This window comes from Bacillus sp. EU55, assembly GCF_038005925.1.
Classification (GTDB): domain Bacteria; phylum Bacillota; class Bacilli; order Bacillales; family Bacillaceae; genus Bacillus; species Bacillus velezensis.
This window is the reverse complement of the sequence record NZ_JBBOUE010000001.1, coordinates 923,044-939,839: the sequence shown is the minus strand read 5'-3', so window position 1 is coordinate 939,839 and position 16,796 is coordinate 923,044. Positions and strand designations below refer to the sequence as shown.

Genomic DNA, 16,796 nt, shown 5'->3' with positions numbered 1-16,796 from the left:
GCTATTCCTCCTCTCCGATAATGTCAGCTAGTTCTTCGAGTTCCTTCTCGATATCTTCGTTACTGCGGGCGCCTCCGTCTGCTTCATTGGTCGTTATCTGACGATCGGTCAGTAATCCGTGGCGACGCATGAACAAATCGATAGCCTTAACTGAAGGCTGCGGCCCTTTTATCAGCTTTAGGAGCTGCCCATATACCTCAGACCGGTGCCCGGATAGCATATCGTCCGCTAATAGATTCATGTATTCGATGAATATCGGATTTTGAAACCGCCATCGATAGAGCGTCATACGACTTACACCGATTTCTTCGGCCAGCGCGTCCTGACTTCGTTTGTTCCCGTCTTCGGGCGTAACTTCATTACTCGCCACGACTTGCGCTGCCTTACGTTGCTGAAGCGTTAGTTTTGCTTCGAGCTCTTTCATCCGCGACATTTTATCGCCCCCTTTCTTATAGCCATCCCGGCTTCTTCACCAGCCTTGTTTTCGGCCTGAATACGGATTCGAGCGCCTGCTGAAGCGCGTCGAGTGAATCAACGTAATCGCCGAAAGGATACTGCGCCATCTGATCGAGAAGCATCGTGTGCCTATCGTTTAGAATTAGCGTTTTGTTATGCAGCATCGGCTCCATCGATTGAATTCGCTCATCTTTCGAAGACTTATGCGATTTCACATCGTTCACGCGGCACGTATAAAGACCTTCCTGCCGGACCCGTTCCTGAAGCTGACGGTAGTATTCGTGTTGCGCGTTAATCGTTTCAACGTTGAAGGAACGATGCCGGTATTGTTTGATCTTCCGAATAATGACGTCAATGTATACGTGCGCTGGCTCCTTCGACGCGTATTCATCAAGTACGAAAATGTATCCCGTCGGCTCGTGTTTGCCGAGCGTAATAACCGAGTTATAGCAAGACCGCGCATTCTTGCCCTGCGCGATATCCCACGCGCCCACAATCAGAAGATCACTGATCGGTATTTTCAATTCGTTATACACGACGTATGCTGTTCCGTTCTCGTGATAATAGTGGTAATAGGCGTAGTTATCCGGGAAAAAGAACTGCTCGTCTTCACTGAAAGCCAAGTTCCGGAACTCCGAGTTGTATGCGCGCGTTCCCATGTTTACTTTCTCGTGCATGAGCTCGCGATACGTCCAGCGCCAAGGCCACGCCAGTTCGACGCCATCCTCCAACGCTTCTCTATGCGCTTCGTAAAATTCGTCAGCCTCTTCGATCGTTTCCGCTCTCGCATAGACCTCGCAGTATTTGTCCCATAATTCCGGATGTGTTGGCTCGCTTATGATCGCTCCGTGAAAGCTCGCCTTGAAATCCTTACGCTTCAGAACGTGGTTAAGAAGCCCGGTCGCTGAAACCATCGTCCCGACTAACACGATCGCGGTCGCCTTGGACCCGATCGGAACAACGACCGAGTTAAACCAATGAACGAGCTTTTCTCGCGCTTCCTTGGTTCCTTCGTTGTTTGTTGATGATGGGTCGTCAATTATTACGAGGTCAGGCCGGACAGCGCCGTGACGTTTACCGCGAAGCTGCTTACCGGAGGACGACGACTCGATAAGGATATTCGTCGTGGTAATGAACGCCTCTTCGTTATCCTTTTCGTTGCGGCTCGCCGACTCGTGCATCATAGGGCCGAAGTCTTCCCGTAGCTTTGCGTTAAACTTCATCTGCTTGTTAACCCATCCGATAAGCTTTTTCGAGAGCGAATCCGTCTCTGATATAACAAGAATATACTTGCGTTTTCTGTAAGCCGCTTGGTGTAGCGGAAGGGCGTTCGAAAACATACCGGATTTTGAGTGGCCCCGGGCAGCCGCGATTGCAAGCCGCGCGTTCCTTTTCTCTTCGTTGACGTAATCGCAAAGCTCGAAAAATTCTTCGTGAATCTTCGCGATATCTTCAATGCTATCGTGAGGCGTCCCGTCATCCGAATTCCTTACGACATTATCCTCGTTTTCCGGGTTTAGGCCGTCGCTCAAATACTCGTAGGTGAAATATGCGATATCCACCTCGGCACGATGAACGCGCTTCAGTTTAATTAATTCGGCCTTGTTCTTCCGGAACATATCGATATGGTAGTCGGTGGCTTTTTTTGCTTTAATGAGGGCCGCTAATCGACGCACACTCTCGATCAATAAGTCGATACGTTCTTGCCGCTCTTCACGATCCAACCATTTTCCGTTAATGCACGCCAAATTATCGACCTCCTTTCGCTTGACTTTCGTTAATATTTTCGTTAATATGAATTTAACATATTGAGAACGGAGTGAAATTCGAATGAACGAAGTCCAACCGATTAGAGAAAAACGCCAAATAAACGCAATAAAAAAAGCACTTCGAGGGCGTGATCTGCTTTTATTTACGATCGGCATTAATTCCGGCCTACGTATATCCGATATACTCGCGCTCAAAGTCGGCGATGTACGCGGAAAGGACTTCGTTGCAATTACGGAAGGGAAAACGAAGAAGTCAAAACGTTTCTTCTTCAATGCCGCAATCAAGAAAGCCGTCGCCGACCTGATTCCGGCCGAAGCAAACGATGACGACTGGCTTTTTCCTTCACGGAAGGGTTCGAAAGCTATTACCCGCGTCCGTGCATACGGCATCCTTAACGAAGCTGTTGAGCGCGCCGGCCTCTCAGAGAAACTCGGCACAATCGGCTGCCACTCATTGCGTAAGACTTTCGGCTATCACGCGTACAAGAACGGCACGGATCTTACGCTACTTCAATCGATTTTCAACCATTCGAAGCAGTCGGTCACGTTGAGATATATCGGAATCAATCAGGACAGGATCGACGAAGTATACGCGAATGTTAATCTATAAGACGACGGGCGCCCCAACGTTTGAGCCGTAGCCAACGTAGGTGTGCTCGTCTTTTTTCGTATAATCCGGTTGCCGCTACGACTTCTTCCTGCCGCTTCCGTATTTCTTCTCCATACCGCAGCAGACACATCGACTTGCAATCGCATACTTCGAAATGACGCGAACAATTAGATGGAGCGCAGTGGGATTCCGTTTGCTTATTCGTCATAGCTTCGTCCACCACCGTGTTTCGCCTGCTCCTCGCGCAATTCAGCCAGCGCCTGAGTCGCCGCCTTTGCTTCGCGCTGAAGCGCTTTAAGGCCGGTTATAGCTTCGGATACCTCTACGCTTACTTTTACGCTAACGTCGCCTGTTGCGTAGATATTTCCGGTTTTAGATTCTAAGCTGAATTTTGTAGTATCTACCCTCGCCATTTCTGAATTTCCTATTGATTCGCGTTTATCCGCCATTCACATCGTCTCCTTTTCGTTTCTTAAAGCGCGCTTCAACGTGAAACCCACTTTTACAGAGGCGGCAGGGATCGAACCTGCCCAAATAATTCGCCACCGAGGAACATGCGCCCCTATTTGCCACACCGACCGGGGTCCGCATCGTTGAGAGGCGTGTCGGTGGGTGCGCTAGCGTTACCGGAAGGCTCGGAAGCACATTCCATCTGATCAGTAAAACGCAAGCACAAAAAGACCTCCGCCGTAGGGTGCGGAAGCCTCGTTCTGATTGCGGTGATCTACAAAACCTCGACGCCTGCCAATTCCGCAAGCTTTTGGAAAGCTACGTTATTGACTAACGGACCTGCCTCGCATTCATATCCGCAATCTTTAAGCTGCTCGACGATTTCTTTTAACGTTTTAAATTCCGCCATTCGATTCGTTCACCCTTTCGTAAGTCTTTTCGAAAATGTCGGGCTTGCACAGGTAAAGTTCGCCTTCTATTCCACTAATAACGTAGTCGCCAACCTGTGCGATCATATCTCCCTCTAAAGTCTGAATCGTTAAAGTCGGATATTCGCTCTGGTAACTGTATACGATCGTCCTTCCGCCAGCCAAGTTCGAAATATCAGCGATTGAATGCGCCGTATCCTCGAATTTTACCGCTTCTATTTCAACCGGCTTTTTACGATATTTTGCCACCTTTTCGCCCTCCCTTCGAAATCACACGAAATTAGCGTCTCTAACGCTTACCCTACCGAATACCCTCCGTCTGGATTAAAACGGCTGTGACGTGCTTATTTCGTGGAATAATCGTTATATTAATCCGCCATAATAACAAGCCTCGTAATATTCGTCCCAACATCTCTCGCACATATGACGATCGTTAATATCATCGTATTCCACTTCGCAATCTTTTTCGCAAACGTCGCATTTATGGGGCAACGTCTACACCTCCGTTTAGTTGACGCCCCGAGTTCGAAAAATTGTGCGCAAGTTCCGGACAGCAGTCGCGCCGGTATTTTTGGGGGCGGTTGGGGGCCCGGCGTTTCCGCAATTCTTCGTTTGGGTCATCGTATATTAAATACACATTTATGAATAACGAATTTAACAGAAGTAAATTGAGTTACATTCGAATCAATAGACAAACGTTGATATGATAGCGTTCGTCATCGTTTACTCATCGCAATTAATCGTATGTTCTTTATGCATTCAAGAAGCCGCGCCACGCATGCACCCTGCCGTATGCCATGTGCCGTATGCTATGTATAGGATCGTGCATATTGCGTCGGTCATTTGGTTTGACCCCGTGAGTTTTGGAAGGGCTCATCCTCCGGCAGTGGCTCGTTGCTGTTCGCCTCATCACGCATCGCAACCGGACGTCTCCCCGACGCCTTCCTTCCTATATAACCATACGTATGCCTATACGGTGTTACATATAGCGTATGTATGCCGGCTGTACTCCGCCTGCCTATCGCTAGGCTATACGGTATGTTACGTCCTTCTATTACGTATAGACAGCTAAGGCGGTAAATGTTGATACTTATCGTTAGAATACCGTTATTTATTTCGTTAGGTTAGCGCTCTATTAACGTCTATCCTACGTACTCACATCCGAATGTATTTAAACATAGCGCTAATTCCGGTCACTTCGTTCCCTACATACGCGCAGATATTAATAGATATATTGATTGCGTTAACACCGGACGAAGGCGAAGCCGTAGTTCCGGAGGCTTGTGATTCACAAGACTAAGAAGTGATTGACGGACTAAAACGGCTGTATCCCTTGTGGCTCTAAGCGCGAACCCACTTTTCGGTTGTGCGAATAAAGTCGTGTTTTTGCCCGATTTGTGCGAATAAAGTCGTGTTCATTATCATTTAGGTTATCGTAATTGAGAATCGCATGCATAAAAAAAGACGCCAACTATTCGTCAGCGCCTCCGTTTTCTTCGTCTACTAGGTCGATCAGTTCACGTATGTCTTTTATATTCAACGCCGACGCAATCCGGCTGAGATGGTCGAGCTGGATTCGTTCCCTATGTCCGCGGACTAATTCACTTATTGTATTCGGACGGATTCCGGTTAGTTCAGCGAGTTCGCCTTGCGTCTTGCCCGACCGCTTTAACGCCTCGCCTACCTTTATCTTTGCGATCATTTCCGCCACCTCCTACGATTATTATAACGTAAAAACGATATTTTTATCAATAACGTATTGACGTTATAACGTTTATGCGATATAATTAAAGTAACGAAAGGAGGTGAACGGTAAATTGATTGACATCATCGTAAAGCTTTCAGCGCTCCTAGGCACTTGGTTAGCGATTTTCAAACTATCGCTAGAACTTCGCAAGATGCGCAAAGAGGCGAAAGCAAAAGAGCGACGGATTCCGACCAAGAAACACCGTCGCCGCACATAATCCAGCGGGGGCGAAAGCCCCTGTCAATCAATTATACCACGTATGAAACGGATTAATACCACGGAAATTTTGCTAATTATCGTCCTTGTCTCATGGATCGCGAGCATGAATTTCGCCAAGCTTTCCGCGCTCGATTATATCGGAATCGGATCGGCGATCGTGTTTTTTGTCCTTCTGCTCTTACGGCGGAAAGGCGGTGTGGAAAATGACGCTTGATATAAGACGCCTGTGGTCGGATACGCCGCCATTAACGGCGCAACAAAAAGCGCAGATCCTCGACCTATACCAACGACCGATGACGCTATTTCAGGACAGCGGGCGCGCGTACCAGATCGGTTTTAATACGGTGCTTACCTACTTCGGGTACTTAATCGAAAAGGAAACGGAGAGTCATAACGATGATTGAATACACTTGCCATGATTGCAATTACGCTAAGTTAGATATCGAAATCAAGCCGGACGCGTGCTGCCCTACGTGTGGTACGCGGCTGGAAGTTGAGGAGGAAATCGTATGACTTCTACGCGCAACGAGTCGATCATAAAGAAAATTCGCGGCCTATTGGCAATTGCAAACGACAATAAAAGCGATGAGGAATCGCAAAGCGCGTTCCTATTGGCGCAGAAACTCATGATTAAGCACGATATTTCCTCTGGTGAGATAACGGAAAGATATGCCGAACAAGAGATCGTAAAAGGTCAGGCAACGGCTTATAAGCGGCTTTTCTGGTGGGAACGTTCGTTATCACGAATTATCGCGGATAACTTCAAAGTTGAATTTTATTACAATAATAAACGTTTTGACGGTGAGCAAAGAAGGAAGAAAACTGTAATCTTCTTCGGTTATGACAACGATGTGCAGCTTGCGAAAGAAATGTTTGTACTCGCCTATGATGCGATTCAGCTCTACTCAAAGCGTTTCATAAATTCCTACTATGACGAAGAATACGCCACCAGAACCGTAAAAAAGACCAATGACCTAAAAAACTCTTACATGAAGGGCTTCCTTGACGGGCTTAAAGAAAAATTCGCCGAGCAGTTGCGTCAGATGAAAGAAGAATACGGTTTGATGGTTATTAAACCGAAGGAAGTAAGCGACGCCTACAAAGAGCTTTCGAAGTCGTTCGGAACTGCACGCGCAATACAAGTCCCGGATATTGAGGAAATGTTTGCGTATAGTAGCGGTCATCGCGACGGAAATACCATCGATTATACAAAATCGACTATTGACGACGAAGTTGTCGGCTTCTAAAGGGGGAAATCGTATGAAACGTTTAGCTAAATCGCTCGTAATCACCGCAACCTTATTAACCGGCACTATTGCGCTGGCTCCGCAAGCTGACGCGGCATGGTCGGGATGGCAGACGGAAAAGTTCGGACACAAGGCACGGGTATATACGGACGCAACCACGTATAGCAGCAGCGCAAGCACGGTCGATTGGAAAGCCGAGAAGAAAGGCGGCTCAACGTTATACTACACGGCTGGCGTATACAAAAAACGCAGCGGAGGCGGGCTGACCGATACGAATTTAGTACAGCGCGGCAGCTTCAAAACCGCAACGCCGCTGAAGTCGTTTAGTGCGAAGTCAATCCGCAGCAAAACCGGCAAAGGCACATACGTTATCCAGATCGACTGCTATTCGGATTCAGGCAAGCGCAAATACATCGGTACGTTTGAGTCAGCGAAATTCAACGTTAAATAATGAACGAAATGAGCCGTTTCGAGCTTTCGGATACCTACCGTACCTGAACGCGTCTGAAGCGGCTCTCTTGCTGTAATTTCGTGGTATAATCGTTCTATACAACGATGTAGGACACGGAGGTACAGCGAAAATGGAGGGGAAATACGAGACTAACGGCATTGATACGTCGATCACTTACGAATACAAGGAATTTCCGGACAAGCGCGCAGGGCGTTGCGATAACTGCGATTATACGCTTTTCAAAAGCTCGGTGAAGAGCGGGAAGTTTCTTCGGGAGTGCCGGCGGTGTGGAATGAAAAAGAACATTTAATGAGAGGGCATTCAGTGAGTAATATTGATCGCTTATCAGAACGACTTGATAAAAAATATAGAAATAAGATTTTGACACTTAAAATTATGAGGAAAGTAAGAGACGACTTAATTCAACTCCGAAACCGTTTAGCCGATGTCATTGAGGTGTCGGACAACAGAATAGAAATTAGGAAAGACAACAACCAAAATGAAGTTTTATATTTCAAACTAATGAGTTCTCCTGCTGAATTCCGGACCGTTATATCAGAAGGAAAAGCTTATTTACAAGTGAGAGATCCTGAAACTCAACTTGTCCACGTTGTTTTACAGATCAACAGCAGTGAAGAGTTATTACCTCTAGTATCCATTAACAATCCTTGCAGCTACTCTATACATATTAGTGAGCTTGTCGATTTTATTATTGGAGTAGTTTGTTTTAGCAACGACTTCGAAAATGGACCGGTAGTTGCACAATAATTACCAACGCCCAATCACTTCGCTCCAGCCGACTCTTACTATATCATTATAGTATTACGAAGCTGAAACGAGGTGATTTTTTGTTTATTTCGCCAATGCTATTAGCGTCCATAAAAGACCCGTTCGACTCTGACGATTACATTACGGAAATCAAATTCGACGGCATCCGTCTAATCGCGTCCAAAACCAACGGACAAATACGCCTCTATACGCGCCACAATAACGAAGTCACCGCTAAATTCCCCGAACTCCACACGCTACAGATCCCGGACGGCACCGTACTCGATGGCGAGCTTATCGTGCCCGGACCGACAGGCGCCGGCGATTTCGAAGCGATGATGGAACGGTTTCAATCGCGAAGAAGTTATCATCCGATAGTTTTCTGCGTGTTCGATATATTGCGACTCGACGGCGTATCGGTTACGTCGAAGCCGTTATATGAGCGGAAGGAATTATTAACCGGCCTTTACCTCGATCATCCAAACGTTAAGATTGTCGATAGTGTTACCGGTAATGGCCGCGCTGTTTTCGAATTAGCGAAAAGCTCCGGCATTGAAGGCGTAGTTATGAAGCGTGCTGCTTCGTCCTACGCGGAAAATAGGCGGTCGGACCGTTGGCTGAAGATCGTTAATTACGAATACACTGACGTTTGGATTACGGGTTACCGCAAAGAAGATAATGCGCTTATTTTGGCGTATGAAGACGGTGCTTATGCGGGACTGATGGAGTTTATGCCGCACGCCGAACGGCGGAGATTTCATTCGGAGCGGGTAGACGTAGGAGAATCAGATAAATACGTGAATATAGAGCCGATAAGATGCCGCGTGAAGCATCGGTTTAAGACGCGGAAAGGACTGCTGCGCATACCTTCGTTTGATTCGTGGATATAAACGCAAAAATAAAGACGCCCGTATAAGGCGTCCTTTTTCGTTTTATGCTCCGCGTGATGCGCTTTCCGCTGGACCTGCGCCTCTGATAATGCTTTCTAACGGACTAGCTCCTCGTGGCATACCGTACAATCGTGGAAATCCGCCCGGTTTTACTTCTCCCATTCGCCTCACCTCCGATATAGTAAAATTATACCTTTTTAACGTTGAACAGCGCAATCAGCGTTTTGTCCGGCGTCTTTGATTGTCGATAGAATACGTTAGGATTAAACGTGTAGCGCTCCGGCTCGCTGCCGACTTTAATACGCGCAACAACGTATTCGCCGTCGAATTTCATCTGCTTCAGGCGCCGGCCAAGCGCATCCGAAGTAACGCCGATCGCTGACGCAAGCTCCTTCTTATTGAACCAGCGGATGCGCTTCGGATTCTTTTCGAAAGGATTTTCGCATAGAGCGTTTGTTTCGTAATGAATGAACGGCAGCATACGATAGATCAGGCCGATGTCAGTCGCCTTCACTTCGCTGTACACACGTTTAATCTTCGCGCTGTAGAGCTTGACGACTTGCTGGCTACCGAAATTACCTTTGAAGTGATAGCGGTCATTTACGCTGTAGCAGCCGCCCTCTTCCCGGATAATGTCGTGCTCGGTACAGGCGGAGAGGAAGTCGTAAAAGGTCCGGGGTTTTTTACCGAGCTGCAAAACGTCCATCATGTCCGCGGTGGTCATCGGCGTTTTATTGCGACTGGACTTAACGAGCACACCGTTATAATCGACGTAGCACTGAAGCAGCATCAGGTAGCCGCACTGCGCCGTCGTAAGAGCGTCATAGACTTCGTGAATATTAGACATATTGGCGTTTGAGAAATCGCGTCGATCAGCCGTCTTTTCTTGTTGCTGGCGAAAGGCATCGTCTTGGTTTCGGTGCCGCAGCGTGTACATTTCCGACCAGTCTTCGCCTGTCTCCGTATTAATAACTCGTAATCTCTTCATTATACCGTCTCCTTTTTTCGCAAAATAAAAGAGCGCTAAACGGGCGCCCTCATAACGTATAGACAACTAACGCGATAAAATATAGGTATCAGTGATAAACTTTTTCGCCGGTAGCGATATTTACGGTGAACTGACCGTCCGACCTTCCGTTAACGAAGGCCGAATAGCGTTTCCTTCGCTCTTCATTCCGTGCTTTGGCGCGCCTATTCAGTAATTTATTTTCGTAGGAAGAACGAGGCCTCCGGATCGGCCGACCTTTATAGGAGCCGGTTTGGTCGTATTCCTCCGCCAATTTATCCGAAGCTTCACGTTTGTAACGCTCGTCGAATTGGGTTTCGCTCATGATCGGATACTCTTCGCGCGTCACCTTGTCCGGATGCGAATCGGATAGCTCTTCGTAGAGTACGAGATTTGCCATTCTTTCAAGCGCTGATGGCTCCGGATGCTCTCCGGTAGAGTCGTAGTAAGCGTCGGACAGAGCAGTTATTGCCTCAAGTCGCTCCTGCCGCGACATCTTGCCGTCCTTAGTGCGTGTGTACATTTCCGTAATCGTTTCGTGCAAAATCGTTTTATCCATCAATCCGTCCCCCTGTCGTGTATCCTTCGCCGTGACCGGCCCAATAGTAATAAATGTCCGCAAGGCTTTCGGATGCGCGATTAAGTAAGTGGCTTACTGCATCTTTCGCAATCCCCATCCGTTTGCCCGCCTCGGCTTGCGTTAACTCTTCGAAATACACAAGTTCGACCGCCTGCCGTTGCCGATCCGTTAAACCGGCGAGCTCAATCGCCTTGTGAATGTCGATGAGCACTTCCACGGCCGCATAGTCGCCGCATCGCTTCCGGCTGACGAACTTCTGATAATCGGAGAGCAGTAGCTTGACGCCTTCTGCGTTATCTAGCGCATATGCGTCGTGGAATTCGCGGTCCTTACGGTGTAGATCAATTTTTGTAACGCCCATCCCTTCGTCCCCTTTCGTTTGACTTTCGTCCCAAAAGCGAATATAATTTCCGTATAATGTATAATCGAGGTGAATTGCGTGGTTATTAACTGGATTTCAGCGCAAAGTAATGACGCTTACATAACGCTTGATAAACAACGAAGAATATACGTTTCGTCCGGCGCACGTAAAATCATCGGTCTGCCTGACAAAGCTCCGTTTTACTTGACGATTGGCTATGATGACGAAGCGAATCGGCTCGTTTGCGCAAAGCCTGAAACCGTAAAGGCTGATGCGGCTCCGTTCAAATTCGATAAGCGCTCGTATAATAAAGCCGCAAGCAAAGTAATTAAGGCGGCCGGCTTCAAAGACGAGGACCTTCCGCTACGTTTTCAGATGATTGGCGAAGAGGAGGCCGCGAAGCAGCCGTATATGGCGTACCCTTCCGGTGTTTATGCTTTCGATTTAAATCGTAGCTGATCCGCCAAGGCACATCCGATATACCACGCTACACGCGAAGCAATTCCGTTTCCTACGATCCGATACTGCGCCGATAAAGAAATATCGTCTGGCAGGATGTATGTGTCTGGCGCAGATTGGATTCGGAGACATTCACGGACGGTGAATCGTCGTGGTGCTTCGGTCGGATGGATCGGCTGTCCGCTGTTATGATGCGCCGGAATCGTATTAGACGGTTTATCTAGCGATTGCACGCGGTTAGCTTGGCCGTACGTGTATTCGCTTTTTGGCGTCCAATACTTTCCGCAATCTTGGCGCTCAGGCTCAGGCAAATCCCCGATGACGTCCCGCAACACTCTCGTCTGATAATCGCCTTCTAACGGCTTCGGAAACTCGAAAGTGAATCCGAGGTCTTTTCGTATTCCGACGATGAACACGCGCTCTCGCTTCTGTGCTACTCCGTAGTCCCACGCGCTCTCGCTTCTGTGCTACTCCGTAGTCCCACGCGCTCATAACTCGCCAACTAATCTCGTAACCTATTTCGTTAAACTTCTCGATAAACGCGTCGAATGTAGGACGGTGGCGTTTCGTTATCAATCCCTTAACGTTTTCAAACACGAAGGCTTTCGGCTGCTTTCGTTCAATGATTTCGAGATACCGCCATACGAGTTTACCGCGTTCCCCGTCTGCTCCGGCACCCTTACCCGCAACCGAGAAGTCTTGGCATGGCGGCCCTCCGAATATAACGTCGGTATCCGGCAAGCTGTCGATATCTACTGCGCTAATATCCGCCTGTTCAACGTAATCGCCGAAATTGTGACGGTATGCTTTAACGGCATTCTTATCGAAGTCCAGCGCCTTCACAATATTGTAGCCGGCCGCTTTAAAGCCGATTGCACCGAGTCCGCCTCCGCAGAATAGTTCGAGCACATTCATTCCGTTCGTCGGCTGTTGTGGCGTTAAATTAAAGTCGCCCATATATTCGCTCCTCTCGATCGATTCAGTTGGATGTAGATGGCACGTAGCTTTCGCTATTACCGAAGCCGTGACCGTTAAAGCCGGCTCATCCCAGGACATCTTGCGAAGATAGGCCGTTTTCCCACCTCCGCTGTAAAACGACCCTTTCATAAACGCTTTTTGTTCGTCTTCAGGTAGGCTACGCCAGTTTCCGCCGTCCGGGATTTTGTGTGCATAGGGTTTCTCATCATTTCGCACTCCGTATCCGTAATGATTCGGAATCATCTTCACCTAACGCCCACCTCCGCCATTAATTCGTCCAGTTTCGCATAGAGCTTCTCGTACGTACCATCGTTAACAATTTCGTAATCAACTTCGAAAGTTTGCAGCGCTTTTTCAGTCGGATGATCGAGCGCTGCTAAATCGAAATCGTCGCTGGCCTTTTGTGCGCGTTCGATCCGTAATTCCTCCGGCGCTGTGATGCGGACGATAGTAAATCCTTCGGCGCGCAGCCGGTCATATTCGTTCTGCTGCCGAACGTCTTCGATCAGTACGCGATTCTTCAGGGACGGTGCTAATCCGCAATCACATTTGCGAGAAAAGAGCGCCGTATATGCGTTGACCTTCGCCATACATGCGTCTATCCATACGTTCTCGCCGAGCATCTTCCGCACCGCCTGACCGAATTCTTGATAATACGCGCGGGGCTTCGGCTTTTCGGGTACGGAAGGGAAAGCGCGATGAAAAGCCGCCTTTAGTTCGTCGCTGAAGGCGAACGTTTGGAAATCGTAATGTAGCGATAAATAACCGGCGGCTTGCGACTTGCCTGCGCGTAACGGTGCGGTTAGGGCGAGCTTCATGGGCGCTCCTCCTCGGTTGCTCCGGAAACAAATTCGATGTCGTGCGTAGTGACTTCTCCCATCGCCGCATCAATACGAATTCGTTTTATACCGCGCAAGCGCTTACCGTCTTGATACATGTCAAACGCATCGCCTATCTTCCGCTGAACAAAAACTAACGGAGCGTCAATCGGAGCGCATGCTTCATTCTTCGGCGTCTCTTTCAACCGCGCCAATTCCTCGCCGAGCGTCCGATTGTCTTTGTGGAGCGTGTCGATTTCGCAATTATGACGACCATTTATGCGCTCATGACGTTCCACAACCGTTTCTAGGTCGCTCACCTTACGCTTCAATTCCGCCACCTCTTGCGCTAAACTGGCGATAACGTCGATTGGGTCGGACGGCTGCCGTTCGTCGGCTTCAGCGGTTTCTACCGGGACGAGTACGCGGTAATATCCGTGAGAGATTCCACAAACATTTTCTCCGTCAGATACTTCGTACTCAACGATGTCAACCGTACTAGGGCCTACATCGGTAACTTCGGTTACTACTCCGTCAGATTTGCCGCAGTCTTTATTAACATGCACGACCTTCTCGCCCACTTCCGCCTTGCGATCGGCCATTTCGTAGCGCTGACCGTCAATGTGAATGATGTCGGTCGGTTCGAGTACGTGGTATTCATCGCGAATGATAAATCCGCTGAGATTTGTACCGCTAATAGCTTCGTCACTTTCTACGTGTGCCTTTCCTGGGCGGGCGCGATCAACTGTAAAAATAGAGCCATTCTCGTACCATTCATCGCAATCAGCCTTCTCTACAATAACGATCTTCTCGCCAACCTCCGCCTTCCGATCGACCTCAACGTATTCACGCTTGATGCCACCTAGTTTTTCGTCAGCCAGTACGTGGATCTTTGCGTTAGTTTCCACCATTCATTCCGCCTCCCCATTTTCGAATTCTACTACCGCATAATCAAGATGGCTTAGAGAGTCTCCGTACGGACCGACGTATTCAATCCGTTTCACATCCACGTTTAGTCCTTTCTTACGAATATAATCGTTTATCGCGTTCTGTATCTCCGCCTGACTTATCTTTAATTCCATCCGATCGACCTCCCGTCTAGTTCTTCATAAACACAAGCCAATGCGTTTTACTGCGGCGGTTTCCGAATAAAAGCTTGAAATCTATAGCCTTAAGCACTTCGCTTAACTTAACCTGATCTTCGTTCCATTTAAAAATAAGTGTTCCGTTAGGCTTCAACACTCGCATACATTCTTTAAATCCTTGCGCAATATCAGTCTTCCAATTCTCGTTAAGCTTTCCGTACTTTTTGGACAACCAAGAACCTTCGCCTGCTCTAAGTAAATGCGGAGGATCAAATACGACGAGGTAAAACGAATTGTCCTCAAACGGCATATTTCGGAAGTCGGCTAATACGTCCGGGTTCACTTCCAACTTTCTCCCATCGCTTAATGTCTCGCTTACCTGTCGGATATCCATATAACAAACATCCTCGTTCTGCTTATTAAACCAAAACATTCGACTTCCGCAGCACGCGTCTAAAATCCGTTTCATCGTCGTTACCCTCCCGTTAATTTATTACACGAACCTTCACCGACTGCCGTCCGAACTGTACCGCGTCGGCTTCGTCCGCAACTAATACGTCAATCTTGGCGCCCTTAATTGCGCCGCCCGTATCCTGCGCCACGGCTTCGAACGTCTTGCCGTCTGCCTGCCGCACTTCAACCGTCGATCCTAACGCAATCACTGACGGATCGACCGCAATAATGCGTTTGCCTCCGTGGTAAATCGTTTGGCTAACGTCGAGGCTGGTCGCTGTGATTCCGGTACATCCTTCAGCGCAATAAGCCGTATACGCAGACGCTTCGAACGTTTGCCAGCCGGCAGGCTCTTCGTTCTCCTGCGGTGGCTTCTCGCGCTTTTCGTTAGCCCGCGCCTTAACTTCGTCTTTTACGGAAGCAAGCTCGGATTCGAGCGCTTTTATCTTCGTATCCTTGGCCGCCAGTTCAGCGTCCTTGCCTTCGATAATGGCTTCCGCCTCTTGGAGCGCATATTCTTCTTCGGTGATGCGTGGCGGACTCGGCGGTGGTGGTTCCGGCGGCTTAGCGGTCGGGTTCGTAAGTAATTGCGTTGACATCGCAAGATTCGTTAGTATTCCGATGCTTACACCTCCTCGAAAAACTGGTCCGTCCACGGTTCCGCGTCGACCACTTCGCGTCTTAGCGCTTCGGCTAATTCGGTGATTTCCGCCTGCGCGCCGCGTCCCTTTTTACGTTTGGAATAGAACGACAACAACGCAGTCAGATTCGCAGTCATCACGAGATTCGTTGCGGCTGCGTTCGGTAGGACGGCGCGAGCATCTTCTGCGGGAACTCCTTGCGCTCTTAACGCATCATAATCCTCTTGGCGCATCCTCATTGACGCTCGGAATAGCGCCTCTTTAACGACCGATCCTTTGACGCTGTCCGGTACCACGTAATCGAACCCGCCGATCTTATCATCGCTCCCCATCCGCACGTAACGCTGTGACTGGACGCTGAAGCTAAAACCAACGCGATGCCGTGTAAGCTGCGCTAGTAACGCCCGGCTGACGCCTTCAATCGCAAAGGTGAACGTTAGGTGTTCGAGGGTCGACGTGTGTTTGGATGCGAAGATGTGTCGGAATAGCCGGTCGGCGTCCGTGCCTGCGCCGCCGTCTGACGCTTTGGAGCCGAAATACTTGGCGCCTTCCTTTGCGACGATTTCGGTCGGCTTATTGGCGCTATAGCACGTTCTGATTGCGGTTAGGGCTACCGCTTGGCCGTCCGTTTCATCAGCGAACGGAACAAACGTATCTAAGAAGCTACGAGAGACTTGCGTATGTGCGATAAGCTGTACGTTCATTTTGGTTTCCGCCATCTATTCGTCCTCCAATCGTTTTAATGCTTCGCCGTTTTCGCGGATAGTTTCGTTAAGCATTAAGCTACGAGCTTTCTCCTTCGTAGTTATTCGGAATGTACAGTCGTCTATTCCATACATCTCGCAATAAACAACGTAATCGCGAAATAGCTCGCTCATATATTCGAGGTCACCCCATCCGTATAGCTTACCGTTCATAAAGCACGCATATATTTGCGCCATCTAAGCGTCCTCCTTAGGGAGATCATTCAGTCTTGCGTACTCTCCAAAATACTTTATTGCGGCCTCATTATATGCTTGTGCCGCCTTTTCTGCTGAATCATACTGCCCTAAAGAGATGGGCTTTTTGTTTACTCGTATACACGATCTCCATCTTCCTTGGTCTTTTCGGTACTGTACTCCCTTATAGCCGGACGAGTTGGTGGAAGGTTTTACCGAGTTAGCAATATTTTGGCTTGTGGTAGCGATTCTAAGGTTATCCCTTCGATTGTCTAATCTGTCTCGGTTAATGTGATCTACAACAAATCCCTTCGGAGGGCGCATAATCTCCCGGTGCATTCGAATAGTTTTGAATTTACCAGCATTATACACAGTGCGAGCCGCGTATCCATCGGAACTCCTCCTGTGCCATTTATATTTACTCAAACTATCGAAGTCCTCT

The 16,796-nt window shown here is 48.5% G+C and carries 25 protein-coding genes and 2 pseudogenes; 9 read left to right on the top strand and 18 right to left on the bottom strand.

Translation table 11 applies throughout. From position 1 onward, the window contains the following. Position 1: 1 nt before the first annotated feature. Both NYE50_RS05000 and terL read right to left on the bottom strand, forming a co-directional pair. Positions 2-433 (bottom strand): phBC6A51 family helix-turn-helix protein, encoded by a 432-nt coding sequence (locus NYE50_RS05000; RefSeq protein ID WP_046341194.1) that lies wholly within the window; start codon positions 431-433, stop codon positions 2-4. Positions 434-449: 16 nt separating this feature from the next. Continuing rightward, positions 450-2,204 (bottom strand): phage terminase large subunit, encoded by a 1,755-nt coding sequence (gene terL / locus NYE50_RS04995; RefSeq protein WP_340763425.1) that lies wholly within the window; start codon positions 2,202-2,204, stop codon positions 450-452. Between the two features lie 82 nt (positions 2,205-2,286). Here terL and NYE50_RS04990 point away from each other — a divergent pair, with 82 nt between their 5' ends. Then, entirely contained in the window at positions 2,287-2,835 is a 549-nt protein-coding gene (locus NYE50_RS04990; protein WP_285979740.1) for a site-specific integrase, read from the top strand. A 197-nt stretch (positions 2,836-3,032) separates the two neighbouring features. Here NYE50_RS04990 and NYE50_RS04985 read toward each other — a convergent pair whose 3' ends face one another. The 4 genes from NYE50_RS04985 to NYE50_RS04970 all read right to left on the bottom strand — a co-directional run bounded on the left by NYE50_RS04985 (position 3,033) and on the right by NYE50_RS04970 (position 5,415). After that, positions 3,033-3,284 carry a hypothetical protein gene (locus tag NYE50_RS04985; protein ID WP_340763421.1) on the bottom strand — a complete coding sequence of 84 codons (252 nt, stop codon included), beginning with the start codon at positions 3,282-3,284 and terminating at the stop codon, positions 3,033-3,035. A gap of 275 nt (positions 3,285-3,559) precedes the next feature. Continuing rightward, a complete protein-coding gene (locus tag NYE50_RS04980; RefSeq protein ID WP_340763419.1) occupies positions 3,560-3,694 on the bottom strand; it encodes a hypothetical protein in 135 nt (44 codons plus the stop codon). Continuing rightward, entirely contained in the window at positions 3,681-3,962 is a 282-nt protein-coding gene (locus tag NYE50_RS04975; protein WP_340763416.1) for a hypothetical protein, read from the bottom strand. The genes NYE50_RS04980 and NYE50_RS04975 overlap by 14 nt, the downstream gene beginning before the upstream one ends. Positions 3,963-5,184: 1,222 nt before the next feature. After that, complete coding sequence (locus NYE50_RS04970) at positions 5,185-5,415, bottom strand: helix-turn-helix domain-containing protein (protein ID WP_168984907.1); 231 nt, start codon at positions 5,413-5,415, stop codon at positions 5,185-5,187. Positions 5,416-5,530: 115 nt separating this feature from the next. On the opposite strand from NYE50_RS04970, the gene NYE50_RS04965 reads away from it, so the two are divergent. From NYE50_RS04965 to NYE50_RS04935, 7 genes are all read left to right on the top strand, one after another. Next, positions 5,531-5,677, top strand: coding sequence for a hypothetical protein (locus NYE50_RS04965; protein WP_164965943.1), 147 nt, complete (start codon positions 5,531-5,533; stop codon positions 5,675-5,677). Between the two features lie 205 nt (positions 5,678-5,882). Then, entirely contained in the window at positions 5,883-6,083 is a 201-nt protein-coding gene (locus tag NYE50_RS04960) for a hypothetical protein (RefSeq protein ID WP_340763413.1), read from the top strand. Between the two features lie 105 nt (positions 6,084-6,188). Further along, positions 6,189-6,926: a DUF2786 domain-containing protein gene (locus NYE50_RS04955; RefSeq protein WP_340763411.1), complete on the top strand. Its 738-nt coding sequence runs from the start codon at positions 6,189-6,191 to the stop codon at positions 6,924-6,926. Between the two features lie 13 nt (positions 6,927-6,939). After that, a complete protein-coding gene (locus NYE50_RS04950) occupies positions 6,940-7,377 on the top strand; it encodes a hypothetical protein (protein ID WP_340763409.1) in 438 nt (145 codons plus the stop codon). Between the two features lie 130 nt (positions 7,378-7,507). Next, positions 7,508-7,687 (top strand): hypothetical protein, encoded by a 180-nt coding sequence (locus NYE50_RS04945; protein WP_095284310.1) that lies wholly within the window; start codon positions 7,508-7,510, stop codon positions 7,685-7,687. Beyond that, positions 7,663-8,145: a hypothetical protein gene (locus NYE50_RS04940; RefSeq protein ID WP_340763406.1), complete on the top strand. Its 483-nt coding sequence runs from the start codon at positions 7,663-7,665 to the stop codon at positions 8,143-8,145. The genes NYE50_RS04945 and NYE50_RS04940 overlap by 25 nt, the downstream gene beginning before the upstream one ends. Positions 8,146-8,225: 80 nt before the next feature. After that, a complete protein-coding gene (locus NYE50_RS04935; protein ID WP_340763404.1) occupies positions 8,226-9,035 on the top strand; it encodes an ATP-dependent DNA ligase in 810 nt (269 codons plus the stop codon). Positions 9,036-9,222: 187 nt separating this feature from the next. Here the strand turns inward: NYE50_RS04935 and NYE50_RS04930 are convergent, their stop codons facing one another. Genes NYE50_RS04930 through NYE50_RS04920 form a run of 3 tightly spaced genes read right to left on the bottom strand, consistent with a single transcriptional unit; the run spans position 9,223 to position 10,982 of the window. After that, on the bottom strand, positions 9,223-10,089 hold the full coding sequence (locus tag NYE50_RS04930; protein WP_340763402.1) for a hypothetical protein: 867 nt from the start codon (positions 10,087-10,089) through the stop codon (positions 9,223-9,225). 22 nt (positions 10,090-10,111) lie between these two features. Then, positions 10,112-10,600, bottom strand: coding sequence for a hypothetical protein (locus NYE50_RS04925; RefSeq protein ID WP_340763400.1), 489 nt, complete (start codon positions 10,598-10,600; stop codon positions 10,112-10,114). After that, positions 10,593-10,982, bottom strand: coding sequence for a sigma factor-like helix-turn-helix DNA-binding protein (locus tag NYE50_RS04920; RefSeq protein WP_340763397.1), 390 nt, complete (start codon positions 10,980-10,982; stop codon positions 10,593-10,595). The genes NYE50_RS04925 and NYE50_RS04920 overlap by 8 nt, the downstream gene beginning before the upstream one ends. Positions 10,983-11,060: 78 nt before the next feature. Here NYE50_RS04920 and NYE50_RS04915 point away from each other — a divergent pair, with 78 nt between their 5' ends. Next, complete coding sequence (locus NYE50_RS04915) at positions 11,061-11,441, top strand: hypothetical protein (protein WP_041481629.1); 381 nt, start codon at positions 11,061-11,063, stop codon at positions 11,439-11,441. Here NYE50_RS04915 and NYE50_RS04910 read toward each other — a convergent pair. From NYE50_RS04910 to NYE50_RS21935, 9 genes and pseudogenes are all read right to left on the bottom strand, one after another. After that, positions 11,414-11,881 (bottom strand): annotated as a pseudogene (locus NYE50_RS04910) (DNA cytosine methyltransferase); the annotation flags it as partial. The gene NYE50_RS04915 and the pseudogene NYE50_RS04910 sit on opposite strands and share 28 nt — an antisense overlap. Positions 11,882-11,927: 46 nt before the next feature. Further along, positions 11,928-12,356: pseudogene (locus NYE50_RS21940) on the bottom strand (DNA cytosine methyltransferase); the annotation flags it as partial. Between the two features lie 308 nt (positions 12,357-12,664). Next, complete coding sequence (locus NYE50_RS04900; RefSeq protein ID WP_340763392.1) at positions 12,665-13,237, bottom strand: deoxynucleotide monophosphate kinase family protein; 573 nt, start codon at positions 13,235-13,237, stop codon at positions 12,665-12,667. After that, positions 13,234-14,148 (bottom strand): hypothetical protein, encoded by a 915-nt coding sequence (locus tag NYE50_RS04895; RefSeq protein ID WP_224988406.1) that lies wholly within the window; start codon positions 14,146-14,148, stop codon positions 13,234-13,236. Before NYE50_RS04895 ends, NYE50_RS04900 begins: the two co-directional genes overlap by 4 nt. Then, positions 14,149-14,319, bottom strand: coding sequence for a hypothetical protein (locus NYE50_RS04890; RefSeq protein ID WP_224988404.1), 171 nt, complete (start codon positions 14,317-14,319; stop codon positions 14,149-14,151). It lies immediately after the preceding gene. Positions 14,320-14,335: 16 nt separating this feature from the next. After that, on the bottom strand, positions 14,336-14,791 hold the full coding sequence (locus tag NYE50_RS04885; protein ID WP_224988402.1) for a class I SAM-dependent methyltransferase: 456 nt from the start codon (positions 14,789-14,791) through the stop codon (positions 14,336-14,338). Between the two features lie 16 nt (positions 14,792-14,807). Next, positions 14,808-15,374: a 3D domain-containing protein gene (locus tag NYE50_RS04880; RefSeq protein WP_224988400.1), complete on the bottom strand. Its 567-nt coding sequence runs from the start codon at positions 15,372-15,374 to the stop codon at positions 14,808-14,810. 26 nt (positions 15,375-15,400) lie between these two features. Continuing rightward, complete coding sequence (gene thyX / locus NYE50_RS04875) at positions 15,401-16,120, bottom strand: FAD-dependent thymidylate synthase (RefSeq protein ID WP_224988457.1); 720 nt, start codon at positions 16,118-16,120, stop codon at positions 15,401-15,403. A 237-nt stretch (positions 16,121-16,357) separates the two neighbouring features. Further along, the gene (locus NYE50_RS21935; protein WP_224988456.1) at positions 16,358-16,678 is read right to left on the bottom strand and encodes an AP2 domain-containing protein; all 321 of its coding nucleotides are present in this window, start codon (positions 16,676-16,678) and stop codon (positions 16,358-16,360) included. Between the last annotated feature and the right edge of the window lie 118 nt (positions 16,679-16,796).